The organism is Anabaena sp. EIM26, assembly GCF_057568715.1.
Genome location: NZ_CM172472.1, coordinates 1,033,000 through 1,059,017 on the forward strand (window position 1 = coordinate 1,033,000; position 26,018 = coordinate 1,059,017).

Here is a 26,018-nt window from a genome sequence, read left to right on the forward strand (position 1 = left end):
TTTGTCTGATGAGAGTCAGGAGTTCGGAGTTCGGAGGTAGGAGTTCGGAGGTAGGAGTTCGGAGGTAGGAGTCAGAAGGAAAAAGGAGGAAGGAATTAACCACCAATCACCAATCACCAATCACCAAACCCAAATTACCGTTTGTTCTTGGCTTGAATTTGGTCAAAAACCCCACCATCAGCGAAAAACTTCTTATCGACTGCTGTCCAACCGCCAAAGTCATCAACAATACCCAGAGTTTTCACCTTCGGAAATTTGTCTGAAACTGCCTTAGTTTGGGCTACTGTCTCATTCACTGGTCGGAATCCCAATTTGACAAACTCTTCTTGTGCCTCAGGAGTGTAGAGGAATTTGATAAACCCTTCTGCGACTTCGCGTGTGCCGTGTTTATCAACGTTTTTGTCCACTACTGCAATAGGATTGTCAATGGAGATATTGACATCAGGAACAACATAGTCAACTTTTTCACCCTTTTGTTGTGCCAAGATAACTTCGTTTTCATAGTTGATTAAAGCATCTCCCTGACCCTGTTTAGCAAAAGCATCAGTGGCTTCCCGTGCATCTTTAGTCAGAATCGGCACGTTTTTGTAAACTTTGCTGACAAATTCAGTAGCTTTAGCGTCATCACCACCAGTTTTAACCACGGAATTCCATAGTGCTAAGAAATTCCACTTAGCAATACCTGACGTTTTTGGGTCAGCAGTAATTACTTTGATACCATCTTTTCCTAAATCTTCCCAGGTCTTGATACCTTTAGGGTTGCCTGGACGAGTGATGATGGCTGCCACAGATTTGGAGACAATAGCATTATTGGGAACTTCTTTTTCCCATCCTGGCTCAATTAGTCCAGCTTTTTCAATCTTTTGGGTGTCTCCAGATAGGGCTAAGTGGACAACATCTGCTCCCAATCCATCTATAACAGCGCGAGTTTGGGAACCAGAACCACCATAGCTTTGCCTGAAGGTAACAGTTTGGTTATGTTCTTGTTTCCACTTCTCTACAAATTTAGGAATAATGGCTTCGTGAGCGGCTTTGGTAACAGCAAAGGATACTAGAGTTAGTTCCACGTTCTGCTTACTTGCCGCAACAGGAGTAGCACCAGGAGTATCTGCGGAATTACTATCATTCGCACCAGAGCAAGCGGCAAGTGTTACACTCAAAATTACCCCTGCTAAAAATAGTGATACAAAGCTTTTGGGTGAATTTAGCTTAAATCCAAGTTGTAATTGTTTTAGCGATCGCAAATTCATTTTCTGTCCTCCTGTAAATCTACAGTTAATTGATGGGGATACGGTATTTACCGTTCATAGTATATAGATAATTGCAGATATGTGGTTATAAATGCAAGCAAAAACAACACTTCCTCGATAGAGAATATGGGGATTGTACCAGTTTCATGGTCAATTACAACTTCTATGGTCTAAAAATTTTCATCGGGCTATTAGCTTGATGAAAATTTCTACATATATTCATAAGCTTGTAATCAGTTTAGCTTATTCTAAATAAAAAAATATTATACATACATTTCCCGATAAATAATTAGTGGTTTTGTCGAGAAAACCTATTGATTTTCTCTGTACTATCTGATACGCTCTTTTTTAAATCTCTTAATTACGATATTCCGATCTATATACCGTAGATTTTGCCAACTAATTCACAACTCCCCATGAAATACAATTTCTCAACAAATCCAGTAGTTCCATTTTTAAAGCTTTCTTCTACTGTAGGGTTAGTAGCAGGTTTAAGTATAAATACGATTTACCCTGTATTAGCTTCAAACACAACTTCAAAAACGCAACTGATTAGTCAAAGTGGTAAAAAGGTTGAAATTACTTTGGTTTCTTATGCAGTAACTAAGGGTGCTTACGAAAAAATTATTCCTCAGTTTGTGGGGAAATGGAAACGGGAAAAAGGTCAAGATGTGGTAATTCGTCAAAGCTATGGTGGTTCTGGGTCACAAACCCGTGCTGTAATTGATGGTTTGCCCGCAGATGTGGTAGCTTTAGCATTGGCACTGGATACAAAAAAGATAGAAAAAGCAGGTTTGATTAAACCTGGTTGGGAGAAAGAAGCCCCGAACAATTCAATTGTGACTCGTTCGGTAGTTGCTTTAGAAACTCGTCCGGGTAATCCGAAAAAAATTAAAACTTGGACTGATTTATCCAAACAAGGTGTCAAAGTTATTACTGCTAACCCTAAGACATCAGGCGGTGCAAGGTGGAATTTTCTGGCTTTGTGGGGTGCAATCACTAAAAATGGTGGTAACGAAACTCAAGCCCAAAATTTCCTGACTCAAGTCTTTCGGAATGTGGCTGTACTACCTAAAGATGCACGAGAATCAAGTGATGTCTTTTATAAAAAAGGTCAAGGTGATGTATTACTCAACTATGAAAATGAAGTTATCTTAGCTGCACAACAAGGAAAGACAGATGTATCTTACGAGGTGCCATCAATTAATATTTCGATAGATGCACCTGTTGCTGTTGTGGATAAAAATGTTGATAAGCAAGGTACTCGTCAAGTATCAGAAGCTTTTGTAAAGTTTCTTTTTACTCCAGAAGCGCAACGTGAGTTTGCTAAAGTTGGTTTTCGTCCAGTTAATTCTACTGTAGCTAAAGAAGTACAGAATAAATTTCCGAAGATTGCCAGACTCTACACAGTAGATAATTTGGGCGGTTGGGATGCTGTGCAGAAGAAATTTTTTGATGATGGAGCTATCTTTGACAAAATTCAAGGGGCAAAGCGCTAACTTTAACTACGTAATCAAATTGTTATAGTAACTCTTCAGGGATGCGATGCTTGTCATGTTCTCATTGCCATAGCTTTCTTGGGGAGTTACTTTTATTTTGACCACCCTCGTATATCATAGTTAAACACTTTTGTCAAGACAAAATTTCTTATAGCAAATATCAGTATTTATACTATTGTTGGCTTTATTTACAAAAGTTTACTATATGTAGACTTGCTGAAATTGCTGTTATATTTTATTGCATTTAGGGTGACGGAAAACTACTATCTATGCTAGATTTAAGTGCTAAATTTTTGGTTATTTAAATCAGCAAAGCAAGACTATCCTAACCACAAAAAATTTTAATAAGGAATTTATGACACAGCCGCAACTTATACAACTTAGTAGAATAACAAATATATTTCAAAAATGTACTCAACTGCAATTTAGCGGTCAAATTAATATTAAAGACACAAAAAAAAACAAGTGGATTTTCTATTATCAATTGGGGCAATTAGTATGGGCGACAGAAGGCTCTCACATTTACCGTCGGTTGCGTAGAAATCTGGCTAACAACTGTCATGATCTTGATATTAATAGCATCAACTTTTCTGACATTGATATATCAGTCGAACACTGGGATTTTTTGATTTTAGAGAATTTGTATAAAACTCAAAAAATTACTAAAGAGCAAATTAATAACATTATAGAAACAACAATATTTGAAGTTACCTGTGATTTAGCTCAAAAAACCAACTCTTCATCTTTTTTTTGTGAGCAAAATCAAGATATACAGTTAGAATCTCCAGTAAATTCTACATCTATAAATATCCTGTCTCAACAAATTAAAGATTTCTGGAATGGTTGGTCAGAAGCAGGTTTGGAAAATTTTCATCCTAATTTATCACCAGTATTACGCAATCCAGACTTACTAAAAAGGCAAGTTAGTCCAATTGTGTATAATAACTTTGAACGTTTAATTAACGGACAGTATACATTATGGGAATTAGCTGCAAAAATGAAGCAGAGTGTCGTATCAGTAGCTCGCTCATTGCGTCCTTTTATGCAAAAAGGAATCACAGAATTAATAGAAATAGGTGACTTACCTTTAGCAATTTCTAAAGTGAATAATCAATCTAGCCATTCACGAGTAGTTAGTAAAAATGCTCCTCTTATAGCTTGTGTGGATGATAGTCTTCAAGTTTGTAAAATATTAGAGAGGATTATTACTGCTAATGGGATGAGATTTATAGGTATTCAAGATTCTGTACAAGCTTTACCTATACTAATTGCAAATAAACCAGATTTGATATTTTTGGATTTAATTATGCCTGTGATCAATGGTTATGAACTTTGCAGCCAATTAAGATGCACTTCTTTATTTGCTAAAACACCAGTGGTGGTTTTGACTGGTAGTGATGGCGTTTTTGATAAAGTCCGTTCTAAGGTATTTGGGGCAACGGAATTTATCACCAAGCCGATTGATAGTGATAAGGTAATAGGGATAGTGAATAAGTATTTACAGGATGAACCAAAATTGGGAAAGCCATATAATTTGGCATTTTCTTATTAAGATGTTTTCCTAAATAAATTACTCAACATTAACCGGAGTTCGGAGTTCGGAGACGCTACGCGAACGGAGTTATGATTTTTTCAATCGAGAGAATAAGGGTTTGAGACTCCTACTGGGGGAGAGTTTTCCACAAATTATCTTATGTCGAACGCAGGTCAACATTAAGTGGTAAACCATCTTGAAACACTAGTATTTCTCCTGGCTGGATTTGTGTCCAAATTTCGTTATCTGTGAGGGGAATAGTGACAATGACAGCAACGCGATCGCTTGGGGTAGTCAATTCGCTAAAATCTACAGTCATCTCTTCATCAATTAAATGCGCGGCTGCAAAGGGTGCTTGACGGATAATGTACCAAAGTTTGGTAGAGCAATGGGTAAAAAAATGCTCTCCATCTGATAACAAATAGTTAAAAATGCCGATAGAATTTAATTCTGCCGTGATTTTGCTTAATACAGGATAAAGTAACTTGAGCGGGGGTTTACCATCAGGAAAACTTTCTCGCAAAGCGTTGAGAATCATGCAAAATGCCTGTTCGCTATCTGTGTTACCGACAGGTTGAAAAAGACCATTATTTTGAGGATGAAAGTCTGGTAAATTACCGTTATGGGCAAATACCCAATACCTACCCCAAAGTTCCCGGCAGAAAGGATGACAGTTTTCAATGGCAATTTCACCTTGGGTAGCCTTGCGAATATGGGCAATGACGTGGGTAGAGTGGATGGGATAGCGACGGACTAATTCTGCTAATGGAGAGGCTATGGAGGGTTTAGCATCTAAAAAAATCCGACATCCTTTACCTTCAGAAAAACTAATACCCCAACCATCGCTATGATCATCGGTTTTTCCTCCCCTAGCAGAAAATCCTTCAAAAGAGAAGCAAATATCTGTGGGTACATTGCAGTTCATTCCTAGCAGTTGACACATTAGTGTTAAAGCGCTGAATTTTCTATAGATGTTTGTGGATAAAGATACTCCAGAATAGCTGATCTATGTTGACGCGATTACCTCCGGTACGCTACGCGAACGCTGCAATTTGAAAATTAAACTTTTTTAGCTAATTTTAATGAGTTTATCAGGTGTTTCTCAGGGTGATTGCTCATGATGAGTAAATTCTCGTCTGAGTTTGCTTGGCTGAGAAAAGTAAAATAGTAAATAATATAAATATGGACAAACGCCGTTTTTTACAGATTAGTGCCGTATTATTTGGCACAGCCTTTTTTTCACGTTATATCAATTGGGGTTCAGAGACTATGGCAGCTTCTAATACTGAGTTTGCAGTGACCAAAACAGAACAAGAGTGGAAAAGCATTTTAACAGCGGAACAGTATCAGGTATTGCGGAAACATGGCACAGAACGCCCTCATACTAGCCCTTTAGACAAGAATTATGAGCCTGGTACTTATGTCTGTGCTGGGTGTGGACAGGCTTTGTTTACCTCAGACAGCAAATTTGATAGCCGTACTGGTTGGCCGAGCTTCTTTAAACCAATTGAAGGTGCGATCGCTACTACAACAGATCGGTCTTTGTTCATGACTAGAACTGAAGTGCATTGTAGCAATTGCGGTGGACATTTAGGCCATGTATTTAACGATGGCCCCAAACCTACTGGCTTGCGTTATTGCATGAACGGTGTGTCATTGCAGTTTACACCAGCTTAGTCAAAAGAGCGATCGTAAAGCACTGCTGTTTTCAGCAGTTCGCTTTTTTGGCTTAACCTACTGCATATTCTGTAAATTTTCGCATAAAAGGGGAATGAAACCCGATCACAATATCCTCTTTAGGAACACCGAGTTGAACTAATTCTTCAGCAATATCAATTTCTGTTCCATTCCATTGAATCCAGATTTTTTCGTTTTTGATGTCGAGGTGCATAGAACAGCCATACACTCGACATTTATTTTCCCAGCCAATATGGACAATCTGATAATGATCCCGTTGTGTATCAAAGATTGTCTCTACTTCAATTTCTCCATAAGCAGGTTTATAACTGGCGTATTTCGTCAATATTTGCTGAATATATTGGCGATAATCTTCTAACTTTGCCATAAAACATGATGTTAAGAGATCAAGTTATCTTAATTAGAGGAATCCTGATTAGGTAATTTTATTAAATATCCCTGAAAGTCTTGATGTTGCTCAAATTGGAATTTTTCATAAATTTCGATTTTGACTTTTTCCTCCAGATATTCTTTTTGTTGGACTTGATCACCTAAATCTGTTAACCAAGTTGGCGGATTTTGTAGGAAATCATTCATTAGTTCTTGATTTTCTGAATAAGACTTGATATTAATATGAAATATACCTGTCAATTCTTCCATCTCGCTCCCATTGCTGGGTGAATATTGAACTAGTTTACCAAGTCTAGACTTATTAAGGATTAAAATTCTCTTGTTATCAGTATTGTCGTCGTACACAGTAAAGACTGGAATATCACAATCTTCAATTGTATAGCATCCCTGAAAACCTCGGATTTCTATTTTTGGACAATCATTTTGCCACTTAGATTTGAAGTTGACTCTATTTGTAAGAAGACTATTTATATCTAAATTTATAGTAAGAATAATTATATTATCTAGATTTTCTTTAAATAAATCAATTGCTGTATCGAACTGACTGATATCAATCTCTTGGCACAAATTTTCTATTTCTTCTATAATTCTTAAATTTTCGTCTCTTGCTAAATTCCTACCGTAGGTAATACCAATATCATAATATGTCACATACCATTCTTCTAAAAAAGCAGCTTTCGGATAAAGCTCTATTATACCAAATGGATTAATGCTAATTTCTAAACCCTCATGAATTCTATCTTCATACAATTCATGATAACTGAGAATATTTCTAATTATTGTTGATTTATCAAAGCTCTCAGTAAAATCTTTTTTAAATTGATCGACTTTTTTAGAACTGAGATTTTTAATTCTTAGTAAACTTTTTATCCGTTCTTCTACTTTTGGTTTCAAACTTTGCAAAAATGGAATTAATGCAGATTCAATATTATTAATGTCCAGTCCAAGTATGCTTAAATTTTCAGTATCTTCTTTGAGTTTATTAGCAAGTTTAATAAAGCTATCTACTGAGTAAATTATATTATTTAATTCGCGGGAATCCAAAGTGTCTGATAATCTAAATTGATTAATTATTTCTGTCCGATTATTTTTTTGAAATTCTCTAAGCGATAGCAGCAAAAAATATTGTTTATAGTAGAGTTCACTTCCGTGACGATCTTCCCAAAAAAGGCAAAAATCTCTTTGAATACGATTTATTTCAAAATAAAAGTTGATTAAGTTTCCAATCGAAGTAGGAAGAATATCATGCCCTACCCAAGTTGCTTCCGAATCATGTGGTTGCTTGAAATTCCATAGATATTTAATATAGTCATATCTTTGTTTAAAAATACAATATGCTCCAGCACCAAAAATAATATCTATAAGGTTATTAAACTTGAAATTAGAAGTAATATCCTCTCGAAGTTTATCTTCTTTTTGTTGAGCTTCCTCTTTTTGAACGTCATTAAAGCAAGGTTGTAATAATTCTACTACTTCATTAACAATTTTTAGACAACTAATTAGCTGATCTCTTGTACGAATATGTTGAATTTGCTGCTTTAAATTATTTATTTTACTCCTTATGTGATATGTTTCATCTATTTCTTTGTATTTTTGATAATTGCACCCTCTAACAAATGATATATAATTATCAATATTTTCATAACTTGAATCGTGTAGTGTTATAGAGTTTATTAAATTAGATACCAAACTTTTAAATAGGGAAGTTTTATTATTAGATATAATATCTTGAATTCCGTAAAAAAAGTATCTATCAAATAAATCCAAATATGAAAGATCAAATAAATCATTAAATACTATAGTAATGTACCAGCTTATTGAAACCAGATGTGCTGAACCGCTTTGATTTTGATTAGTATTTCTTCTGAGTTCAGCAAGATTTTTAAGCAATTGTTCTACAAGCAAATTATTATTAGGAATCTGGGATATATCTCTAAGTAACGAAATAATATCAGCAGTTACAAACCACTCAATTTCAGCATTGTTTACTTCTAAAGCTGCTTCGCGTATTCTCAAAAGTTGATTTACTGCTGCTGTAAATGAAACAAGATGTTTTTTAGTATCTAATTTCAATGGTAGTTGACCATTAGTTTTATCCTGAGCATATACATCAAAAAAATCTTGAGATAAAAGTAATCGCTCAAATTCTTCAGGTCTACTTTTTTGTATCTCAAGAAATTGTCCCATTTTCTCGCTAATTCTATTTAGTCCTATTTTGATTTTTTCTTCTCCTTTCTTATTCTTTGTTTCAAATGCTAAAATATCACCAGTAGCTTCTAGAGCTTCAACAAGTTGTTTTTGTTTTAATTTCAATGCTTCATTATCTAATTTCTTATTTTGAGTTTGGGGAGTAAGTGATTTTTCCATATCATTGAAAAGCTCATCTAATAAAAAATTAGTATCAGTTATATAACGTCGAAGGGTAGCAAAAAATTTATAGAGTATATAAATCGTAAATATAAATATAATAAAAGTAATCCAGGCAAGAATTTTCCAATAACCAGAAATTGAATCAGCAGGGGTGAAAAATTTTAGAATAATAGCAGCTATGATATCTATAGTTAACAATATTGGCAGCAGCTTAATTTCCGACTCTTGGCTAAATTTCTTGGTAATAACTCCTGATTGATATCGCTCAGATATTCGAGAAATAATTTCCAAGCTGAGAGGTATAGCAATAGCAATTATTGCACCTTGAAAAGCTACTACATCTGATAAAAAGCCAGTGCTAGGTGATATTGAAATTATCCAGTTAAAACAATATTTTACCCAGGAAAATTTAGAAATAATTAAATCCCAATTAATACTTATAATTTGGAAATTAATCATAGCTAAATTATTGATAATAATTACATGAGCCTTAAATAATCCTAAAAGATATCCCAGACTCATACCACTTATAAAGTTAACTCCATACCCAATTACTTTTTTATTCGCTAAACTCCGCAAATTCCAAGTCTGAAATACTTGCAGATGTTTCAAACTACCTGACCAATGTTTTTTGAATTTTTTCAAAGTCATTATGTATTCTAATCAAGTAAAAATTTAAAGATGAAATCAAGCAGTTATTAGCAATATACTTCCAACTTTAAAAAAGCTTCTTAATTATTGTATTATATATTACATGATATAAAGAGGGCATTTCCCAGCCCACATTAAATTTTATACCATGTTGTTCTGAAGTGATGCCATAGCGAAGCGCTGACTTGTCAGTTCCCTCCTCGTCCTCCACATCACCCCAAAGTCCCCAACAATTCCTGCAACCTTTCCCTACCATTGCGAAAAACAGACCAACCATCACCCACTAGCACCGCTTCCACCTTCTCCAAACCAGCCAAGCGGCGTACAGAAGCCACGGCTTGATCTCGATTCATCAACTTTTCGTCTGGTAAAATAGTTAAAGTGCCGGCTTTGTGCGATCGCACTAAATCCCCAGTAATCAACGTCGTCTCCTCCAACAGCAAGGCCAACTCACCAGGAGTCTTTGAACCTTGGATTTCAATCACCTTCAGTCCTGGAACTAACTCCTCACCATCAGTCAACCACCTATCGCACAAAATCGAGAAATCTTCTTTTTCCGCCTTTGGTGCAGCAATTTTAGCATAGGTTTGATTAGCAATTTCCTTAGCTGACCGCAGATGATCAGAATTCGTCAGTACAATCCAAGCCACACCACCGAGGGATTCCAGATGATTCCAATCATGGTTTGATAAAGCTACTGGATCAATCAAGATATTCCCTTCTGGACGTATCCAAGCGAACCCATTGAAATCAATATTTCTTGCGGGGTTAAAACAAGACCAGCTATATAAATCGTTACGGTGCAAAGATTTCATGATAATTTTAGTTCAGAACTTTCAATAGTTTGTATTAATAGACCAGCATTAATAATGTATCATTCATGCTCACCAGTCAGCGAAAAAACTACTGTTTTTGCCGTCACCATCGTTAGGAATTGAGGATCATCAAAATATACCGGGTAATTTAGTTAATGATTTTATTTAAAAATCAGCCATAGGATAGAAGGTAAAAAGTAGTTAATCACAGTTAATCAATACTGTGAACCAAAAATATGGTGTTAGGATTTAGTCAAAATTCACTCTTCATTAGGATATCCAAATTAAAAGCTGAGAACTTCTATTTATTGAATTTCTCATAAGAGAACTTATCAGCAAAAATCATTGAAAAGAGTGCAAAATAGCACCAATTCATGTGAATAATTTGGGGGAGGAATTTAGTCACTATATCGGAATTTTGAATTAATCAATTTAGGGGTGAAAGCCCCAGTTACCCTTGAAAAATTTGGACTTAATGTTGTAATTAATCCAAATCAAAACATAGGCAAACATTGCGAAATCAGGAGTATTTTTTATGTTGATGATGATGACCGAAAACATGACCAGCGAAATTCAAACCTGCATGAACTCTTGCATGGAATGTCATAAAATATGCTTAGAAACCATGGCTTACTGTATGAGTAAAGGTGGTAAGTACATGGATATGGGCATGATCAGCATGATGCGCGACTGCTCTGAAATGTGCATGATGTGCATGAACATGATGATGGGTGGTTCCGAGTTCATGGGACGTACTTGTATGCTTTGTGCGGAAATGTGCGATGCCTGCGGCGAGCAAAGCTATCGCTATGCCGCAGCTTGTGAAAAAATCAGTGATGATAGCAAGATGATGGAATGTGCCGCAGTTTGTCGTAGATGTGCTGAAACTTGCAGATCAATGCAAATGATGCCTGCTTAACTAATTCGTAATTTTTCTCGTTCCCATACTCTGTATGGGAATGAATTCTAGAAGGCTCTGCCTTGAGCCAAGGCTGCGCTATCGGTAACACTTCTGCTAAGATTAGAGGCAGAGCCTCTTTAATGGCATTCCCAGCCGGAGACTGGGAACGAGATAACTAAATTAAAGAATATTCAGCACCTTTCTGAGTAGTGCTTGGTCTTCTAACTTAGGTTTAAGACGACCATTTTCAACATCACGAATCCAGCTTTGGCTTTTACCCGTAAGCCTTGCTAATTCTCTTTGGGAGATATTAATATTTTTGCGTGCTTGCAAAACTTGTTCACCTAATAAATCACCAATGCTTTTAAGAGTTTTTTTACTCCTAACAGTACTACGCTTTTTTTTCTCTGCTTCTGAACTTAGCTGTTCCCACTCTGGAGGAAGTTCAAAAGATAAAATTCGCGCATTCATTAACAAATTCCACTTGCCACGAGGTCCACTATCTGTTAGTCGATTATCACCACTACCATCATTAATCCAAAATTCCAAAGCCTCATCTGGATCTTCAGGAATATCAACTAATTTCGCCCACAATGGTTGAATTTCTGGCGGATAGGTAATAGGGTCAAATAGTGGTTTGACTCCATAATGATTGAGAACTTCCAAATCATTTTCAAAAGTGCGTAATAAACGCTTACGTTCATCTCTTAATCTCGAAGCTAGGTTAATTTTTTCCTCACCATAAGCAACTCGCATTAGGGTAGGAACAGTGATGCGTTGTTCTCTACCCATTTTGGTTTTAAATAATAACCATAACATCAGTCTAATGGCACCTTCATGTTGCTGCCAAAGACTCATAACTGTAGTTAACAGCGTTTTAGGAAGACTACCATATTGATAAAATCCGCTTCGCTCTTTACTGGCTTGTCTATTTAAGAAATGTTGCGCCCAAGTGCCTGTTTTAACCTTAAATGTCAGTCCAATCAAATATTTACACCCCAGATCATCTTCTTGAAAATGGTGCTGAATATCTGTTAAATGCCATAAGTGACTTTGTGTAACAGAAAATCCGGTAACTCTACCCCGTTGCGGCCAGTCTATGGTAACAATGAGAGAACAAGCTTGTTGAACGATGTTTTTGATTAAAGAAAGCTTGGCAGTTTTGTTGAGGTCTTTGCGTTTCTCTAACCCCAAATATTTTTCAATTTGGCGTTCATCAATGGCAAATTCTTGTTCCCAAGGTTTATCTAAGGCTGTAGCATGGGCTGCGAAAATTAAATGAATACAAGCTGCTCGAATATCGAGGCTTTGAATTACGTGTAAATCTTTAGCTAGGTTACTAAGTTGAAATGGGTCTTGGATATGAAAAGAAATTGCACCCCGACCTTGATTAACTTGTCGGCTATAATGTAAATTATCTTCTGCATCTGTTTCCCAATTTAATGATTTACGTTGTGCTAGTAAATTGCAAGCTTCCCAGATAACTATTGCTGAAGCAAATGGATGATTCTTGCCATTGGAAAATAAATCAGGACTGGTAGGTTCTCGCGGTTCAATTTTGCATCTTCCTTTTTTCGCTTGTGCAGGTATGGGAGCATTTATTGGACAAGCAATGACACATTGTGGTTCTGGATAATAACCCTCACAATTATTACAAAGACAAGGATCAATCCAATATTCATTATTTTCTATTTTGATTGCACCCGTAGGACATTGGGGTCGGCATTTATCACATCCAATGCAATTTTTGTTAGGAATTGTATAAGGCATCAGGCTTCTTCCTACTCTAATTGCTGAGATGTTTGGCTCAAGTCCCCCCGTGATGTCTCCTGTTGATTCATAACTTGCTACCAAAGTATCTCCATGACAAGAAATGTTTTTCTCGCCTCACTTGTCAGTTATCAGTTAACAGGGTTTATATTGTGCTTTACCCCTACTAATGGATTTAGCTGAATGAAAAATCACAGCATATCCTTAATAACTGTTCACTGTTGACTATTCACTGATCAAAGACATTGAAACAAGAGCTTCATTGCTTCTTTATTAACTATACATTTCATAAAGATTTCGCTAAGTTTGTTCAGAATGAGCTTAGGAAGATTTCTTAATCTTTGTCTTTATATTTGACTATAAAACCTTACTCAAAGTGTTTTTGGGTAACATCTAGGTACTGCTAAATTGTTTAACTGACTGTTAATTTGAATTTATTTATTGCTATGGAAGTTACAGTTTCTTTTAAAGTTAAATTTTGTGCATAAATTAAGTTAAGGTAAAATATAACTTTTCTGATGATTTAATTTGTATAGTTTTTTACATAAAAGGTAATTTGGGTTTATTTAGTATCTACTAATACTGTTAAATCGCATCTTTTATCCATGAGGTAAATATTATATTTGCAAAAAAATATCAATATATTTTTATCAAGGGCAGGAGGAAAACTGACCCCTAGAGGATGTTTGAAAAGTATCAGAATTGATTGAGATCCCCCCAACCCCCCTTAAAAAGGGGAATTTAGGGGGATCTATCAGCAATACCTTGTCCAAATCGAAAAAAGTCTTGATTTGTAGGTTGGCTTGAGGGACGTTCACGTAGTGTGCCGGAGGCATCACCCAACAAATGCGTCGGCTTGCGCTGTTGCTTAACCCAACCTACAAAAAATGGACAAGGTATTGATAAGTAGATGTTTTTTATTAATAATAAATATCATTTAATATGATTAATTATCTAAACTCAATTGCTATTATTTACCAAGTCAGAAAAATTTGATAAAAAAGTTAATTTTTATTCGTAAAAATAAAAATTATTAGGCTAGGATTAAGATTAAATCACGAACTAATTTGTAAGCAAAATTGCTGAGGGAAAAATTATGGCGACATTAACAGGAGTGACTTTTGGCGGTAAGACCTGGACTCCAAAATTTGCCCAAGAGATTGACAAAGATAAATGTATTGGTTGTGGCAGATGTATTAAAGTATGTGGTCACAATGTTTTAGGGTTAAAGGCACTAAATGAAGAAGGCGAATTTGTGGAAGACGAAGATGATGAAGAAATTGAACGGAAGGTAATGGCAGTAGTGACTCCAGAAAACTGTATTGGTTGCGAAGCTTGTTCCCGTATTTGTCCCAAAAATTGTTATTCTCATACAACAGTAGACAACTAATATTTTTGGGAATTACTCAAAATAATGCTTTGCTTAAAAAAGCACTATTTGACTGCGTAAATCTGCTAAATTATGTAATTATATGGGAATATCTTATTTTTTCCCCAACTAGATAAAAAGTTCATCAACAACAAAAATATAAATCGTAAATTGTTATAAATGAGCAGAATTAAAATCCTGAATTTCCAGTTTTTATAAAAAATTGGAAATTTGAATATACTAAAAGCATTTTTTTTAATCTTGAGTAAAAGATATGAAAAAATCTGGAAGTTTATGCAATTTAGTATTAAGTGTAAGTTAGAACGTTAGTAAGTGAAAATCAAAAACACTGCCCCAAATCAGAGAACAGTGAACAGATTGATAACTGGATAAGTACGGACGAATTGTAATTTGCTCCTACAACTGATAATTGATAACTGATAGAGTGCAGGTAGTATGCAAAAAGTTCCTGTGTCGTTATGGACGCTATTAGCTGGGATGATAATTTCCCCTATTAGCATCTGGATTGGTCAAAATCATCATCTACTACCGGTACAAGCATCGCAACAAGCGCCTTTGGTAGACGGATTTTTCAATATCATGTTTACCATTGCTGTTGCTTTATTTTTAGTAGTAGAAGGAACGATTCTAATTTTCTTGTTTATGTATCGTCGTCGTCCAGGAGACAATGGTGATGGTACACCTGTAGAAGGTAACTTAGCCTTAGAAATATTTTGGACAGCAGTTCCTACAGTAATTGTGATTGTTTTGGGTATCTACAGTGTAGATATTTATAACAAAATGGGAGGTTTAGAACCAGGTAGTCATCCTCATGGACAGATGGCTATGGCTGCTACCATGAATGATGGTTCTGAAGCTGTCACTGCTGGGATTGGTATTGGTGGAAGTCCCCAAACTCAAGGTAAAGCAGCGGATTTGGTAGTTGATGTGAAGGGGATTCAGTTTGCTTGGTTGTTTAACTATCCCCAAACTGGGATTGCTGCTGGTGAGTTACACGTTCCTGTTGGTGCTGATGTGCAGTTGAATCTATCAGCAGATGATGTAATTCATTCGTTTTGGGTTCCCCAATTTCGTCTCAAACAAGATGCACTTCCTGGTATTGCTACTGAATTGCGTTTTGTTGCTACTAAACCAGGTACATATCCGATAGTTTGTGCGGAATTGTGTGGTGGTTATCACGGTTCTATGCGATCGCAAGTTGTTGTCCACACCCAAGAAGATTTTGATAGCTGGTTGACAGAAAACCAGATTGCACAACAGCAAGGACAACCTCAAGTTGTGGCTGTAAATCCAGCTAATTTATCTACACCTGAATTTCTGGCACCTTATGTTCAGGATATGGGAGTGAGTAAAGAAAATATTGCGTCATTAGTGATCGGGAATAGGAAATAGGTAAATTAAACTTTTGCCTTTTTCTACTGATAACTGAAAATCCCCAATCCAAAATCTAAAATCTAAAATCGAATGACACAGTTAGAATTTCCACCAAATACGCCACACACCTCACACCCTACAGCGTGGAAATGGCGAGATTATTTCACTTTTAATATTGATCACAAGGTGATTGGGATTCAATATTTGGTGACAGCGTTTGCATTTTATCTCATCGGTGGGTTGATGGCGATCGCACTCCGCACCGAGTTAGCCACCGCAGATTCCGATTTTCTTGATCCTAATCTGTACAACGCTTTCATGACCAATCACGGGACGATCATGATCTTCCTGTGGATTGTCCCTAGTGCAATTGGGGGATTTGGTAACTATCTAGTCCCGCTGATGGTGGGTGCTAGAGATATGGCGTTTCCCAAATTAAATGCGATCGCATTTTGGTTAAACCCACCCGCAGGATTATTACTGTTACTCAGTTTCATTTTTGGTGGTTCCCAATCAGGTTGGACAGCTTACCCACCATTAAGCTTAGTTACCGCACCAATCGCGCAAACCATGTGGATTTTAGCGATTGTGTTAGTGGGAACTTCCTCAATTTTGGGTTCACTCAACTTTGTGATCACCATCTTGTTGATGAAAGTCCCCAGCATGAAATGGGATCAAGTTCCCCTATTTTGCTGGGCAATTTTAGCAACTTCTGTCCTCGCACTTGTATCTACACCAGTATTAGCAGCAGGTTTAATTCTGTTGTTGTTTGATATCAACTTTGGTACTTCCTTCTTCAAACCAGATGCTGGTGGTAACGTCGTTATCTACCAGCATTTATTCTGGTTTTATTCCCACCCGGCAGTTTATTTAATGATTCTGCCGATTTTTGGGATTATGTCAGAAGTAATTCCCACCCATGCACGGAAACAGATTTTTGGTTATAAAGCGATCGCATTTTCCACAGTTGCTATTTGCGTCGTTGGTTTATTCGTCTGGGTACACCATATGTTTACCAGTGGTACACCCGGTTGGATGCGGATGTTCTTCACCATCTCTACCCTCATAGTTGCAGTTCCCACAGGTGTAAAAATCTTCGGATGGGTTGCAACCCTTTGGGGTGGCAAGATTCGCTTCACCAGCGCCATGCTATTTGCGATCGGCTTATTATCCATGTTCGTCATGGGTGGATTAAGCGGCGTAACAATGGGAACAGCCCCCTTTGATGTTCACGTCCACGACACCTATTATGTAGTCGCACATTTCCATTACGTTCTCTTTGGTGGTTCCGTCTTTGGTATTTACGCAGGTATATATCACTGGTTCCCCAAAATGACCGGCAGAATGATGAACGAAACCTGGGGAAGAGTTCACTTTATCCTCACTTTAATCGGTACTAACTTGACATTCCTACCCATGCACAAACTGGGTTTACAAGGAATGCCTCGCCGAGTTGCCATGTATGACCCCCAATTTGTCAGCTTAAACCAGCTTTGCACCATTGGCGCATTCATTTTGGGTATTTCTGTGATTCCCTTCGCTTACAACGCCATTACCAGTTGGAAAAAAGGCGAACTCGCAGGTGATAATCCCTGGGAAAGTTTGACTTTAGAATGGACAACCAGTTCCCCACCAATTATTGAAAACTGGGAAGTATTACCTGTTGTTACTCATGGTCCTTATGATTACGGTCATATTCATGATGAATCATCATCAGTGACTGAGGCTGTCAGTTAAAACGCAGACATTGACATAGTTTACTCACCTTGTACTCAAGTACAAGGCTAATAGCAAAAGTCGGTTAAAACCGACTAAGAAATCCGGTTTTCAGTCCGTTTTAACGGACTTGGGCTATTAGACTGGGAATTCATTCCCAGGCGGGTGAGACAGCTAATCGAGAAACGAATAGTAGGTAAATGAAATGACTGCAATTACAACCAGTGAACATCACGAAGCTGGACACGAAGAACATCAAGATTTACGAGTTTGGGGACTATTAACTTTTCTGGTTTCCGAATCTTTGATGTTTGGTGGATTTTTTGCCACCTACTTGTTCTTTCGAGGTACTACCGCCGTTTGGCCACCAGAAGGAACAGAAGTAGAATTATTTATCCCTACAATTAACACCATCATTCTTGTTTCTAGTAGCTTTGTCATTCACTTTGGTGATATGGCAATTAAAAGAAATAGTGTAGGTTGGATGCGGTTTTGGTATTTCATTACCGCAATTATGGGGGCTGTATTCCTAGCCGGTCAGGTTTATGAATACATGAATTTGGGATATGGTCTAACCACCAATGTTTTCGCCAATTGCTTTTATTTAATGACTGGTTTCCACGGTTTACACGTCTTCATCGGACTGTTGTTAATCTTGGGTGTATTATGGCGTTCTTTGCGTCGTGGTCATTATTCTGATACCAAACACACAGGCATCGAAATGGCAGAAATTTACTGGCACTTCGTTGATATCATTTGGATTGTTCTCTTCACCTTGGTTTACATTCTCAACGCATTTTAAATTGGTAATGGGTAATGGGTAATTGGTAATTATACACCTTTTACCTTTTACCTGATCATACATCATTCACAATTGTAAAAACATTATCCAATCACATCCTGAAAATCCTTAAATCCTAGACATCCTGATACAGAAATTATTTATGCTTAATCAAAAATCTGTGATGCTTTTAAACTCAATATATTAAATTGTGGAGAAACAACTAAATCATCACCAGAAAAAATCCCAATTTCATGATAAATTTCATTAATTAATTCTAAAACTAATATGCTTTTAGTTTCTGGGTCAATAATCCAATATTCAGGAATACCACAATCTTGATATTGTAACCGCTTGGCGATAAAATCTCTATCTCTTTGTAATTCCCCAGGGCTAACAACTTCAACAACCAATAAAGGTGGTGATATTGAGAGGCGAATAGTATTCCGGTTTGATAATAATTTAATATGTTCTTCCCGAATAATAGTCAGATCAGGATAACGATTTCTTGGTTCTCCTCTTACTTCCAACTCTAAGCCATGTCCCCGCACTCTATCAATCCCTATTAACAATGCAAAAATAAGTAAAAGACGATTAGCAATTTGCACATTAATACCTGATTCTGGTGGCATTTCCACTAACTCCCCATTAAACAATTCATACAAGTTATCAGTGCCATCATCATAAGATAAATATTCTTCAAAACTTGCAAATCTATGTTTAATTTGTACCATGACATTTACTCCATGATTACTGATGGTTTAATTTTAACATTATTTATTAAGTATTAAAACAATCATCCAATCACATCCTGTAAATCCTTAAATCCTGGATATCCTGATTCAGACAATTAGCCGCAATTTTGCTATAATCATAATCACTTCAATGTAATCGGTGACAGCATAATGATTACCACTATTGAGCGTCATTATAGTTTAGATGAATATCGCGCCATTGAAGAAAAAGCAGAAGGGCGCAACGAATATCATGATGGGGAAATTATACCAATGCCAGGAGGATCACTCAACCACAGCCGTATAGGTGGTAATATTTTTGCATTTCTAAAATTTCTGCTACGGGATAGTAAATTTGAGCCAATTAATAGTGATTTGCGGCTATGGATTCCTGAATATAAACGCGGCTTATATCCAGATGTAATGGTTTTTGCAGGTGAACCGCAACTAAATGAAAATCGCAGTGATGAAGTTTTAAATCCTACCTTAATTATAGAAGTATTATCCCCTTCCACAGCAGATTATGACCGCAAAAGCAAGTTTCGGATGTGTCGTTCAATTAGCAGTTTTTGTGAATATTTATTAGTTGAAAAAGATGAACCTTTTATAGAAAAATATAGTAAACAATCTCAAGGTTGGTTATTAACCGATTTTAATAATTTAGAAAAATCCATTACTTTGGAGTCAATTGGAGTTGAATTACCAATAGCAGAAATTTATCGTGGTGTTGCTTTTGAGTAAGCAATCTTACCAGCATGACGAAATTTTGCCTGTATTTTTTCAACAACTGTCTCAATATCTAAATTACCTTAAGGATTTTCAGGATAATAGTGTTTAATGGTTGGTGGTGATTTGCTGATTTCAGTATTTGTCAGAATCAGGATGTCCAGGATTTCAGGATTTACAGGATGGTATTATTTGTGTGTAAGTTATGATTTTGGTTAACTATTTATTATTTTTCAAGATAGATATTGAGATAATCTAAAATTTACAGAATTACGTCTAGTGTATATTCTAAAATAAATTAGATTGGTAATTGATAATTAGTAAATTACATCCTGAAAATCCTTAAATCCTGGATATCCTGATTCAGACAATTAAAATCTTGTAAATCCTAAAATTCTGATTCAGACAAATTACTATAGTTTAAATATTATGGAAACTGCTCAAAATAAATACTCATGGTTTGATGTAGCAGATGATGTCAAGGAATTATTGATACTAGCAGCACAGACTTGGGAAAATACAGAAGAATCTGCAAAATATATGCAGCAAGCTTTAGCTAAAACAGAAGACAACACAGATGTTTTAGTTGCAGCTTATAGATATTTTTACTACAAAAATAATTATGTTCTCGCGTTGACAACAGCAGAGAAAATAACCGCTAAAATTAAAGAAGTCGAGAAATTTCCAGATAACTGGGAACAACTTCAACCCATCTTAGTTAAACGTCACGAAGAACACCGAATCAGATTGTACTTAAATGCTTATGCTGCTTCTGGATTGGTATTAGCTAAACTAGGAAAGTTAGAGCAAGCCAAGGAAATTAGTGCCAGAGTTAAAGGCATTGATGACAAAAATGATTTTGGTGCTGGCATTCTTCTGGATATTTTAACTCGTCCACCAGAAGATGATGACTAACAATAGAAACTTGCTCAGATTTTTACTAATCAACCATCAACAATCAAAAATCATGAACAATTGGTTATCCACCTCATCCCCTTATCAATCTCTCACACCTGCTAATAATAATAATCTTCTCCTACCTCCCCTCCCTGCATCTCCTGTGACTCCTATAACTGTGATGCCTCAAGCTAATCCTCCCATGATTTTCTTACCAAAATATTCATAATTGAGTATATAAATTATGCAAGGTAAGGATTGGTTTGTCGCTGGAGATGGACAGCATCAAGCTTGTAAATCAGCGAGAACATGGGATTTATTGCGTGACAATTATCGCCTGTATCGGTTTCTGACTGAGATAGAAGACGTTCTCAATAATGTTGAAGACGAATCAACTTGTCTTCCTGAAATTCGGATGCTGGTAAGGCGATTAATTGTCAATTCCTATTGGGTACAAAGTCAATTTTTAGCACCTGACTCCAAAACAGGAACCTCTGTTTTACTGTTATACGATGAATTGGGTTTTCCTTTAACTGTACAAACAGTAACATTTGCACCGGGGACAATTTCCAATATTCATAATCATGGAACTTGGGGAGTGGTAGCGGTGCTAAAAGGTTCAGAAAACAATACATTTTGGCGGCGTAGTTCTAACCCGGAGTTTCCAGATAAAATTGAAACAACTGGAGAAATAAATTTATTCCCAGGTGATATTATTAGTTTTGCTCCTGATACAATTCATCAGGTACAAGCTGTTGGTGAACAACCTACGGTTACATTTAATATCTATGGAGAAACCGACCCTAAAGAGAGATTTGAATTTGATACAATTCACCACAGGGCTAAAAAATTTTAAATGTAGTGGCAAAAACAGAAATAAATGATTATTGTGATAAATAGATAGCAACTAAATAGTAATAGGTAAAAAATCCAGAATATTTACCTATAAAGAGAATTAATCATCTTTGATCTGCGTTTATCTGCGTTAATTATTTCCTGTCCAGAAATCGAATCAAAACCTTATAGGAGATATATCCATGGCCAGAGTAATTTTCTATGAAAAACCAGGCTGTAAAGGTGGTACAAAGCAAAAAGTTTTGCTGACAGCCGCAGGTCATGAAGTAGTGACATACAGTTTATTAACGGAACCTTGGACAGCAGACAGGTTGCGGTCTTTTTTTGGCGATCGCTCTGTAAGTGAATGGTTTAATAAGTCCGCACCTAAAGTAAAATCAGGAGAGGTGATTCCTGAAAGCATTGACGCTGATACTGCTTTGGTCATGATGCTCAGAGATCCTTTATTAATTCGTCGTCCTTTAATTGAAGTAGGAAATAGACGTGAAGTAGGTTTTGATGTCGAGAAAATTGACGCATGGATAGGTTTAAAACCTGTCGATGACTCTTTGAAGGAAATGAGCGAAAAACTGATGCAGCAAAACCTCCAAGGCTGCTCTCACGGTCATGATCACGAACACCATCACGGTAAGGGTGGTTGTAAAAATCACGGTCAAGAACAACACCAGCATTAGATATTAAAAAGCCTCTCTCCGTTGTGGGGAGAGGTATGGAGAAGGTTAAATAGATCAAATCAATTCTGTCGAAGTCGCGGTTACTTTTTTCGATAAATATAGAGCAATTCACCTAAATCTGCAAAAATACCCAGTTCAAATGTATATACTCGTAATTAAACACAAATAGATACGAGTATTATGTTGGACTGGTTGCTTATTTGGGGAGTTTCTCAAGGTGTTGGGGTGCTGGTTGCTCCAATTCTGCAAGATTTAGCAAAGGAAGGAGCAAAAGATTTTGCTAAAGACTTTTTCAAAGATTCCCTCAAACACGTTCTGCTAAGGGAAAAAGATCCTCGTCAGGTAGCAGCAGGTAAAGCGATTAAAGAATTTTTACAACTGGTACAGCAGCAGTTAAAAATCCGTTGTAAACTTCCTGAAAATGAAATTAAACCATATATTCAAGAAGTCAAGAAATTTATCAGCGATAAATCGGTTAAATCAATTTTAGGGAAAGCTTTTGCTATTGATTGCGATTCCCTTGATGCAACAACTCTTAAAAATACTTGGAACACTCTACAATTAAAATCTCTACCAAATAATTTTAACTGGGATGCCATCACGAACCAGTATTTAATCAATGTTCAAGAAATTATTTTTGATTCAAAAGATTTAAGAGATATACTTGACTCACAGAATATTGAAAAAATTGAAAAAAACACCCAAGAACTTGCAGGTATTATCCCAGATTTTGATTTATTGGGATATCAAGAGGCAATCAAAGAAACTTATGGCAATCTTAAATTAGAGAGTTTAGATACAACAGGTTATGCTTATAACGAACTTAAATTATGGCGAATGTTTATCGCCCAAAATGTGCGGGAAGTTCACCAAGTTTTACCACAAATTTACGAATTGCCTAAAGAACATCGGAATCGACTCCGCGAAAGTAATCAGCTAGAAGCAGAAGTTGCCATACAGGAGTTAGAACGCTACAAACAAAGTTATTTTGAACAAGCAACTAGACCAGTTTTAGATATTATTAACGACAAGCAAAATTATAAATATGTAGTAATTTTAGGTGATCCAGGTTCTGGTAAATCTACATTACTGCAATTTTTAGCATTAAATTGGGCAGAATCGCCAATTGATAATGTAATTTCTCAACCGATTCCCTTGTTGATTGAATTACGTACTTATATGCGGCGACGAGAAGATAAGGAATGCGTTGATTTTATCGAATTTTTTCATAAATGTAGTGGTTCAATTCATCATCTCAATCAACATAAATTGCATGAACAACTTTTAGCTGGTAATGCTTTAGCAATGTTTGATGGTTTAGATGAAGTCTTTGATCCAGGAAAACGAGAAGATGTAATTACAGATATTCATCGCTTTACAAATAAATATCCTCAAGTCCGGGTGATTGTGACTTCTCGCGTGATTGGCTACAAAACTCAACGGTTAAGAGATGCTGCATTTCATCACTTCATGCTACAAGATTTAGACGCAGAACAAATTCAAAATTTTATCAATCGTTGGCATGAATTAAATTTTAATAATGAAGCTGATAAGTTAAGAAAAAAAGAACGTCTACAAGGAGCAGTTACAAATTCAAAATCTATCAAAGAATTAGCAGGAAATCCTCTACTGTTAACAATGATGGCGATTTTAAATCGTAACCAAGAATTACCTAGGGATAGACCAGAACTTTATCATCAAGCATCGCGGGTATTGCTACATCAATGGGATGTAGAACGAGCATTAATTGAAGATTCACGTCTAGATCCCAAAACCATTGATTATAAAGATAAACAGGCAATGTTAAGGCAAGTTGCCTACAGTATGCAAGCAAATGAAAAGGGATTAACTGGTAATTTAATAAGTGCATCTGATTTAGAAAGGATTTTGACCGATTATCTCAAAACCATTGTTGATAAACCCAGAGAAGCTGCGCGAGTGATGATTAATCAATTACGTACTCGCAATTTTATCCTGTGTTTTGTTGGTGCAGATTATTATGCTTTTGTCCATCGTACATTTTTGGAATATTTTTGTGCATGGGAGTTTGTGTGGCAATTTAAAGAAACTCAAGTTTTATCTATTGAGCAATTGAAAACAGAGCTTTTTGGTAAACATTGGCAAGATGAATCTTGGCATGAAGTATTACGCTTGATTGCAGGAATGATTGAACCAAAATTTGCTGGGGAAATTATTGATTATTTAATCATGCAAGATGGAGAGGAGGAAAAATTTACTAATGTCTTTTTAGCATCCGAGTTATTTGAAGAGGTAAGAAATATTCAATTAATAGAGTCAACTGCTAATAGACTAATTGAGAAGTTGAAAGATTTAACTAGATATGACATTATTTACTATTATGATAATTATGAAGAAGAAGCTAGTCTAGTTAAACAAATTCGTACCCACGCAGTTACAAAAATAGTGACTCTTTGCCAAGATGATCCAAATACTCTATCCTGGCTTAAACAGTGCGCTATTTTTGGTGATAATACTGATTTGCGAAGTGCAGCAGTAAAAGCATTAGCAGAGAATTTTAAAAAAAACCTCGATACATTAATCATTCTCAAACAACTTCTCAAACAACTTTCTACTTCCATTGAGGATAGGAAGGTGCAGCGTGCAGCAGTAAAAGCTTTAGTGGCCAACTATAAAGATATGCCTGACACTTTCACAATTCTTAAACAGCTTATTACCTATAACGATAATATTAATTATCATTGGGGGGTGCAACTTGCCGTATTAGACGCATTAGTAGAAAACTATAAATATAACTCTGAGACATTAACCATCCTTAAGCAAATTAGTATTTATCATCAGAGTTTAAATGTGAGATATCCCGCCATGCAAGAATTAGCACGTAATTTTAAAGATAATCCTGAAACTATGCTATTTTTAAAACAACTTGCTACATCTCAGGATCATTGGTTTGCAAAATTTGCAGCATTAACAGCACTAGGAGAAAACTATCAAGATAATCCTGAAACTCTCTTATTCCTCAAACAACTAACAACTTCTAATGATGAGGATATACGACGTGCAGGAGTTGCAGCATTAGCACAGAGTTTTAAAGATGATCCCGATACCTTACCATTGCTCAAAAATCTTGCTACTTCTGATGATATTGAAAATGTGCGAATTTCAGCCATAGAAGGATTAGCTGAATCTTTCAAAGATGATCCCGATACCTTACTATTGCTCAAAAAAATTGCTACCTCTGATAATCATGAAAATGTGAGATATACATCTTTACGGACATTAATAAATCACTACAAAGATGACCCCGATATATTACCAATCCTCAAAAGATTTGCTACTTCTTATAATCATAAAAATGCCAGAAATTCGGTAGTAATAATGTTAGCACATAATTTCAAAGATGACCCAGAAACCTTACCCCTCCTCAAACAACTTGCTACCTCTGATGATGAAGGGAATGTGAGATATACAGCAGTTCGAGAATTAGCCAAATACTTTAAAACTAACCCTGAGTTATTTGATTTGTTCTACAACTGTGCTAAAAATGATCCATTTGAACGTAAAGAAGAACGAGAAGATAACCCTAGACTACTTGCACTGAAAATAATTATTAAGCCATATCCCAACCATCCCAAAACTTTACCACTGTTGCACGACAGAGCAGAAAATGACCCAGATGAGCAAGTGCGGGAATTTGCAAAGAAAGAATTAGCAAAATTAAACTGATAAAATATAAAAAAAAGGATACCGCTATGAATACATCTGTCAAAACTATCAAAGTCTACGACGAAATTGTAGATTTTATTGCTGCTGGTACTACTCCTCAAAGTGTGATTAATTTTCACCTTTCCGAAACAGCACAAAACCGTTTAGAGGATTTAGTTGACGGTGCTAAAAATAATGAGTTAACAAAAGAAGAAAAGCAGGAGTTAGACCATTTTTTGACTCTAGAACACATTATGACTTTAGCTAAAGCCAAAGCTTATAAATATATGAACACCGAGGATAAATAAG

The 26,018-nt window shown here is 36.1% G+C and carries 22 protein-coding genes; 15 read left to right on the plus strand and 7 right to left on the minus strand.

Going from position 1 to position 26,018, the window contains the following annotated elements; all coding sequences use genetic code 11:
• Positions 1-134: 134 nt before the first annotated feature.
• Positions 135-1,250: a sulfate ABC transporter substrate-binding protein gene (locus AC012T_RS04340; RefSeq protein ID WP_487063429.1), complete on the minus strand. Its 1,116-nt coding sequence runs from the start codon at positions 1,248-1,250 to the stop codon at positions 135-137.
• Between the two features lie 416 nt (positions 1,251-1,666).
• Between AC012T_RS04340 and AC012T_RS04345 the strand changes: the two genes are divergently transcribed.
• A complete protein-coding gene (locus tag AC012T_RS04345; RefSeq protein ID WP_487063431.1) occupies positions 1,667-2,749 on the plus strand; it encodes a sulfate ABC transporter substrate-binding protein in 1,083 nt (360 codons plus the stop codon).
• A 355-nt stretch (positions 2,750-3,104) separates the two neighbouring features.
• Positions 3,105-4,301: a response regulator gene (locus tag AC012T_RS04350; protein ID WP_487063433.1), complete on the plus strand. Its 1,197-nt coding sequence runs from the start codon at positions 3,105-3,107 to the stop codon at positions 4,299-4,301.
• 139 nt (positions 4,302-4,440) lie between these two features.
• On the opposite strand, the gene AC012T_RS04355 is transcribed toward AC012T_RS04350, so the two are convergent.
• Positions 4,441-5,226 carry a class II glutamine amidotransferase gene (locus tag AC012T_RS04355; protein WP_487063435.1) on the minus strand — a complete coding sequence of 262 codons (786 nt, stop codon included), beginning with the start codon at positions 5,224-5,226 and terminating at the stop codon, positions 4,441-4,443.
• A 239-nt stretch (positions 5,227-5,465) separates the two neighbouring features.
• Between AC012T_RS04355 and msrB the strand changes: the two genes are divergently transcribed.
• Entirely contained in the window at positions 5,466-5,960 is a 495-nt protein-coding gene (gene msrB, locus AC012T_RS04360) for a peptide-methionine (R)-S-oxide reductase MsrB (protein WP_323310727.1), read from the plus strand.
• A 52-nt stretch (positions 5,961-6,012) separates the two neighbouring features.
• Here the strand turns inward: msrB and AC012T_RS04365 are convergent, their stop codons facing one another.
• From AC012T_RS04365 to AC012T_RS04375, 3 genes are all read right to left on the minus strand, one after another.
• Positions 6,013-6,348 (minus strand): element excision factor XisI family protein, encoded by a 336-nt coding sequence (locus AC012T_RS04365; RefSeq protein WP_487063437.1) that lies wholly within the window; start codon positions 6,346-6,348, stop codon positions 6,013-6,015.
• Between the two features lie 29 nt (positions 6,349-6,377).
• Positions 6,378-9,392, minus strand: a complete 3,015-nt coding sequence (locus tag AC012T_RS04370) for a hypothetical protein (RefSeq protein ID WP_487063439.1) — start codon at positions 9,390-9,392, stop codon at positions 6,378-6,380.
• 212 nt (positions 9,393-9,604) lie between these two features.
• Entirely contained in the window at positions 9,605-10,207 is a 603-nt protein-coding gene (locus AC012T_RS04375; protein WP_487063441.1) for an MBL fold metallo-hydrolase, read from the minus strand.
• Positions 10,208-10,742: 535 nt separating this feature from the next.
• Here AC012T_RS04375 and AC012T_RS04380 point away from each other — a divergent pair.
• Positions 10,743-11,126, plus strand: a complete 384-nt coding sequence (locus AC012T_RS04380) for a four-helix bundle copper-binding protein (protein WP_487063443.1) — start codon at positions 10,743-10,745, stop codon at positions 11,124-11,126.
• Positions 11,127-11,288: 162 nt separating this feature from the next.
• Here the strand turns inward: AC012T_RS04380 and AC012T_RS04385 are convergent, their stop codons facing one another.
• A complete protein-coding gene (locus tag AC012T_RS04385; RefSeq protein WP_487066432.1) occupies positions 11,289-12,878 on the minus strand; it encodes a helix-turn-helix domain-containing protein in 1,590 nt (529 codons plus the stop codon).
• Between the two features lie 1,096 nt (positions 12,879-13,974).
• On the opposite strand from AC012T_RS04385, the gene fdxB reads away from it, so the two are divergent.
• From fdxB to AC012T_RS04405, 4 genes are all read left to right on the plus strand, one after another.
• A complete protein-coding gene (gene fdxB / locus AC012T_RS04390; RefSeq protein ID WP_015212347.1) occupies positions 13,975-14,268 on the plus strand; it encodes a ferredoxin III, nif-specific in 294 nt (97 codons plus the stop codon).
• A gap of 435 nt (positions 14,269-14,703) precedes the next feature.
• Positions 14,704-15,660: a cytochrome c oxidase subunit II gene (locus AC012T_RS04395; RefSeq protein ID WP_487063445.1), complete on the plus strand. Its 957-nt coding sequence runs from the start codon at positions 14,704-14,706 to the stop codon at positions 15,658-15,660.
• Between the two features lie 72 nt (positions 15,661-15,732).
• Entirely contained in the window at positions 15,733-17,379 is a 1,647-nt protein-coding gene (ctaD, locus tag AC012T_RS04400; RefSeq protein ID WP_487063447.1) for a cytochrome c oxidase subunit I, read from the plus strand.
• 184 nt (positions 17,380-17,563) lie between these two features.
• Positions 17,564-18,160, plus strand: a complete 597-nt coding sequence (locus tag AC012T_RS04405; protein ID WP_127055945.1) for a cytochrome c oxidase subunit 3 — start codon at positions 17,564-17,566, stop codon at positions 18,158-18,160.
• A 146-nt stretch (positions 18,161-18,306) separates the two neighbouring features.
• Here AC012T_RS04405 and AC012T_RS04410 read toward each other — a convergent pair whose 3' ends face one another.
• Positions 18,307-18,873 (minus strand): Uma2 family endonuclease, encoded by a 567-nt coding sequence (locus AC012T_RS04410; RefSeq protein ID WP_487063449.1) that lies wholly within the window; start codon positions 18,871-18,873, stop codon positions 18,307-18,309.
• A 171-nt stretch (positions 18,874-19,044) separates the two neighbouring features.
• Here AC012T_RS04410 and AC012T_RS04415 point away from each other — a divergent pair, with 171 nt between their 5' ends.
• The 7 genes from AC012T_RS04415 to AC012T_RS04445 all read left to right on the plus strand — a co-directional run bounded on the left by AC012T_RS04415 (position 19,045) and on the right by AC012T_RS04445 (position 26,017).
• Positions 19,045-19,614 (plus strand): Uma2 family endonuclease, encoded by a 570-nt coding sequence (locus tag AC012T_RS04415; protein ID WP_487063451.1) that lies wholly within the window; start codon positions 19,045-19,047, stop codon positions 19,612-19,614.
• Between the two features lie 414 nt (positions 19,615-20,028).
• Positions 20,029-20,514, plus strand: a complete 486-nt coding sequence (locus tag AC012T_RS04420) for a hypothetical protein (protein WP_487063453.1) — start codon at positions 20,029-20,031, stop codon at positions 20,512-20,514.
• Positions 20,515-20,566: 52 nt separating this feature from the next.
• A complete protein-coding gene (locus AC012T_RS04425; protein WP_487063455.1) occupies positions 20,567-20,725 on the plus strand; it encodes a hypothetical protein in 159 nt (52 codons plus the stop codon).
• Between the two features lie 15 nt (positions 20,726-20,740).
• Positions 20,741-21,352 carry a cysteine dioxygenase family protein gene (locus tag AC012T_RS04430; RefSeq protein ID WP_487063457.1) on the plus strand — a complete coding sequence of 204 codons (612 nt, stop codon included), beginning with the start codon at positions 20,741-20,743 and terminating at the stop codon, positions 21,350-21,352.
• Between the two features lie 181 nt (positions 21,353-21,533).
• The gene (locus AC012T_RS04435) at positions 21,534-22,025 is read left to right on the plus strand and encodes an ArsC/Spx/MgsR family protein (RefSeq protein WP_487063459.1); all 492 of its coding nucleotides are present in this window, start codon (positions 21,534-21,536) and stop codon (positions 22,023-22,025) included.
• Positions 22,026-22,205: 180 nt separating this feature from the next.
• Positions 22,206-25,730: a HEAT repeat domain-containing protein gene (locus AC012T_RS04440; protein ID WP_487063461.1), complete on the plus strand. Its 3,525-nt coding sequence runs from the start codon at positions 22,206-22,208 to the stop codon at positions 25,728-25,730.
• A 26-nt stretch (positions 25,731-25,756) separates the two neighbouring features.
• Positions 25,757-26,017, plus strand: coding sequence for a hypothetical protein (locus tag AC012T_RS04445; RefSeq protein ID WP_487063462.1), 261 nt, complete (start codon positions 25,757-25,759; stop codon positions 26,015-26,017).
• Position 26,018: the final 1 nt, after the last annotated feature.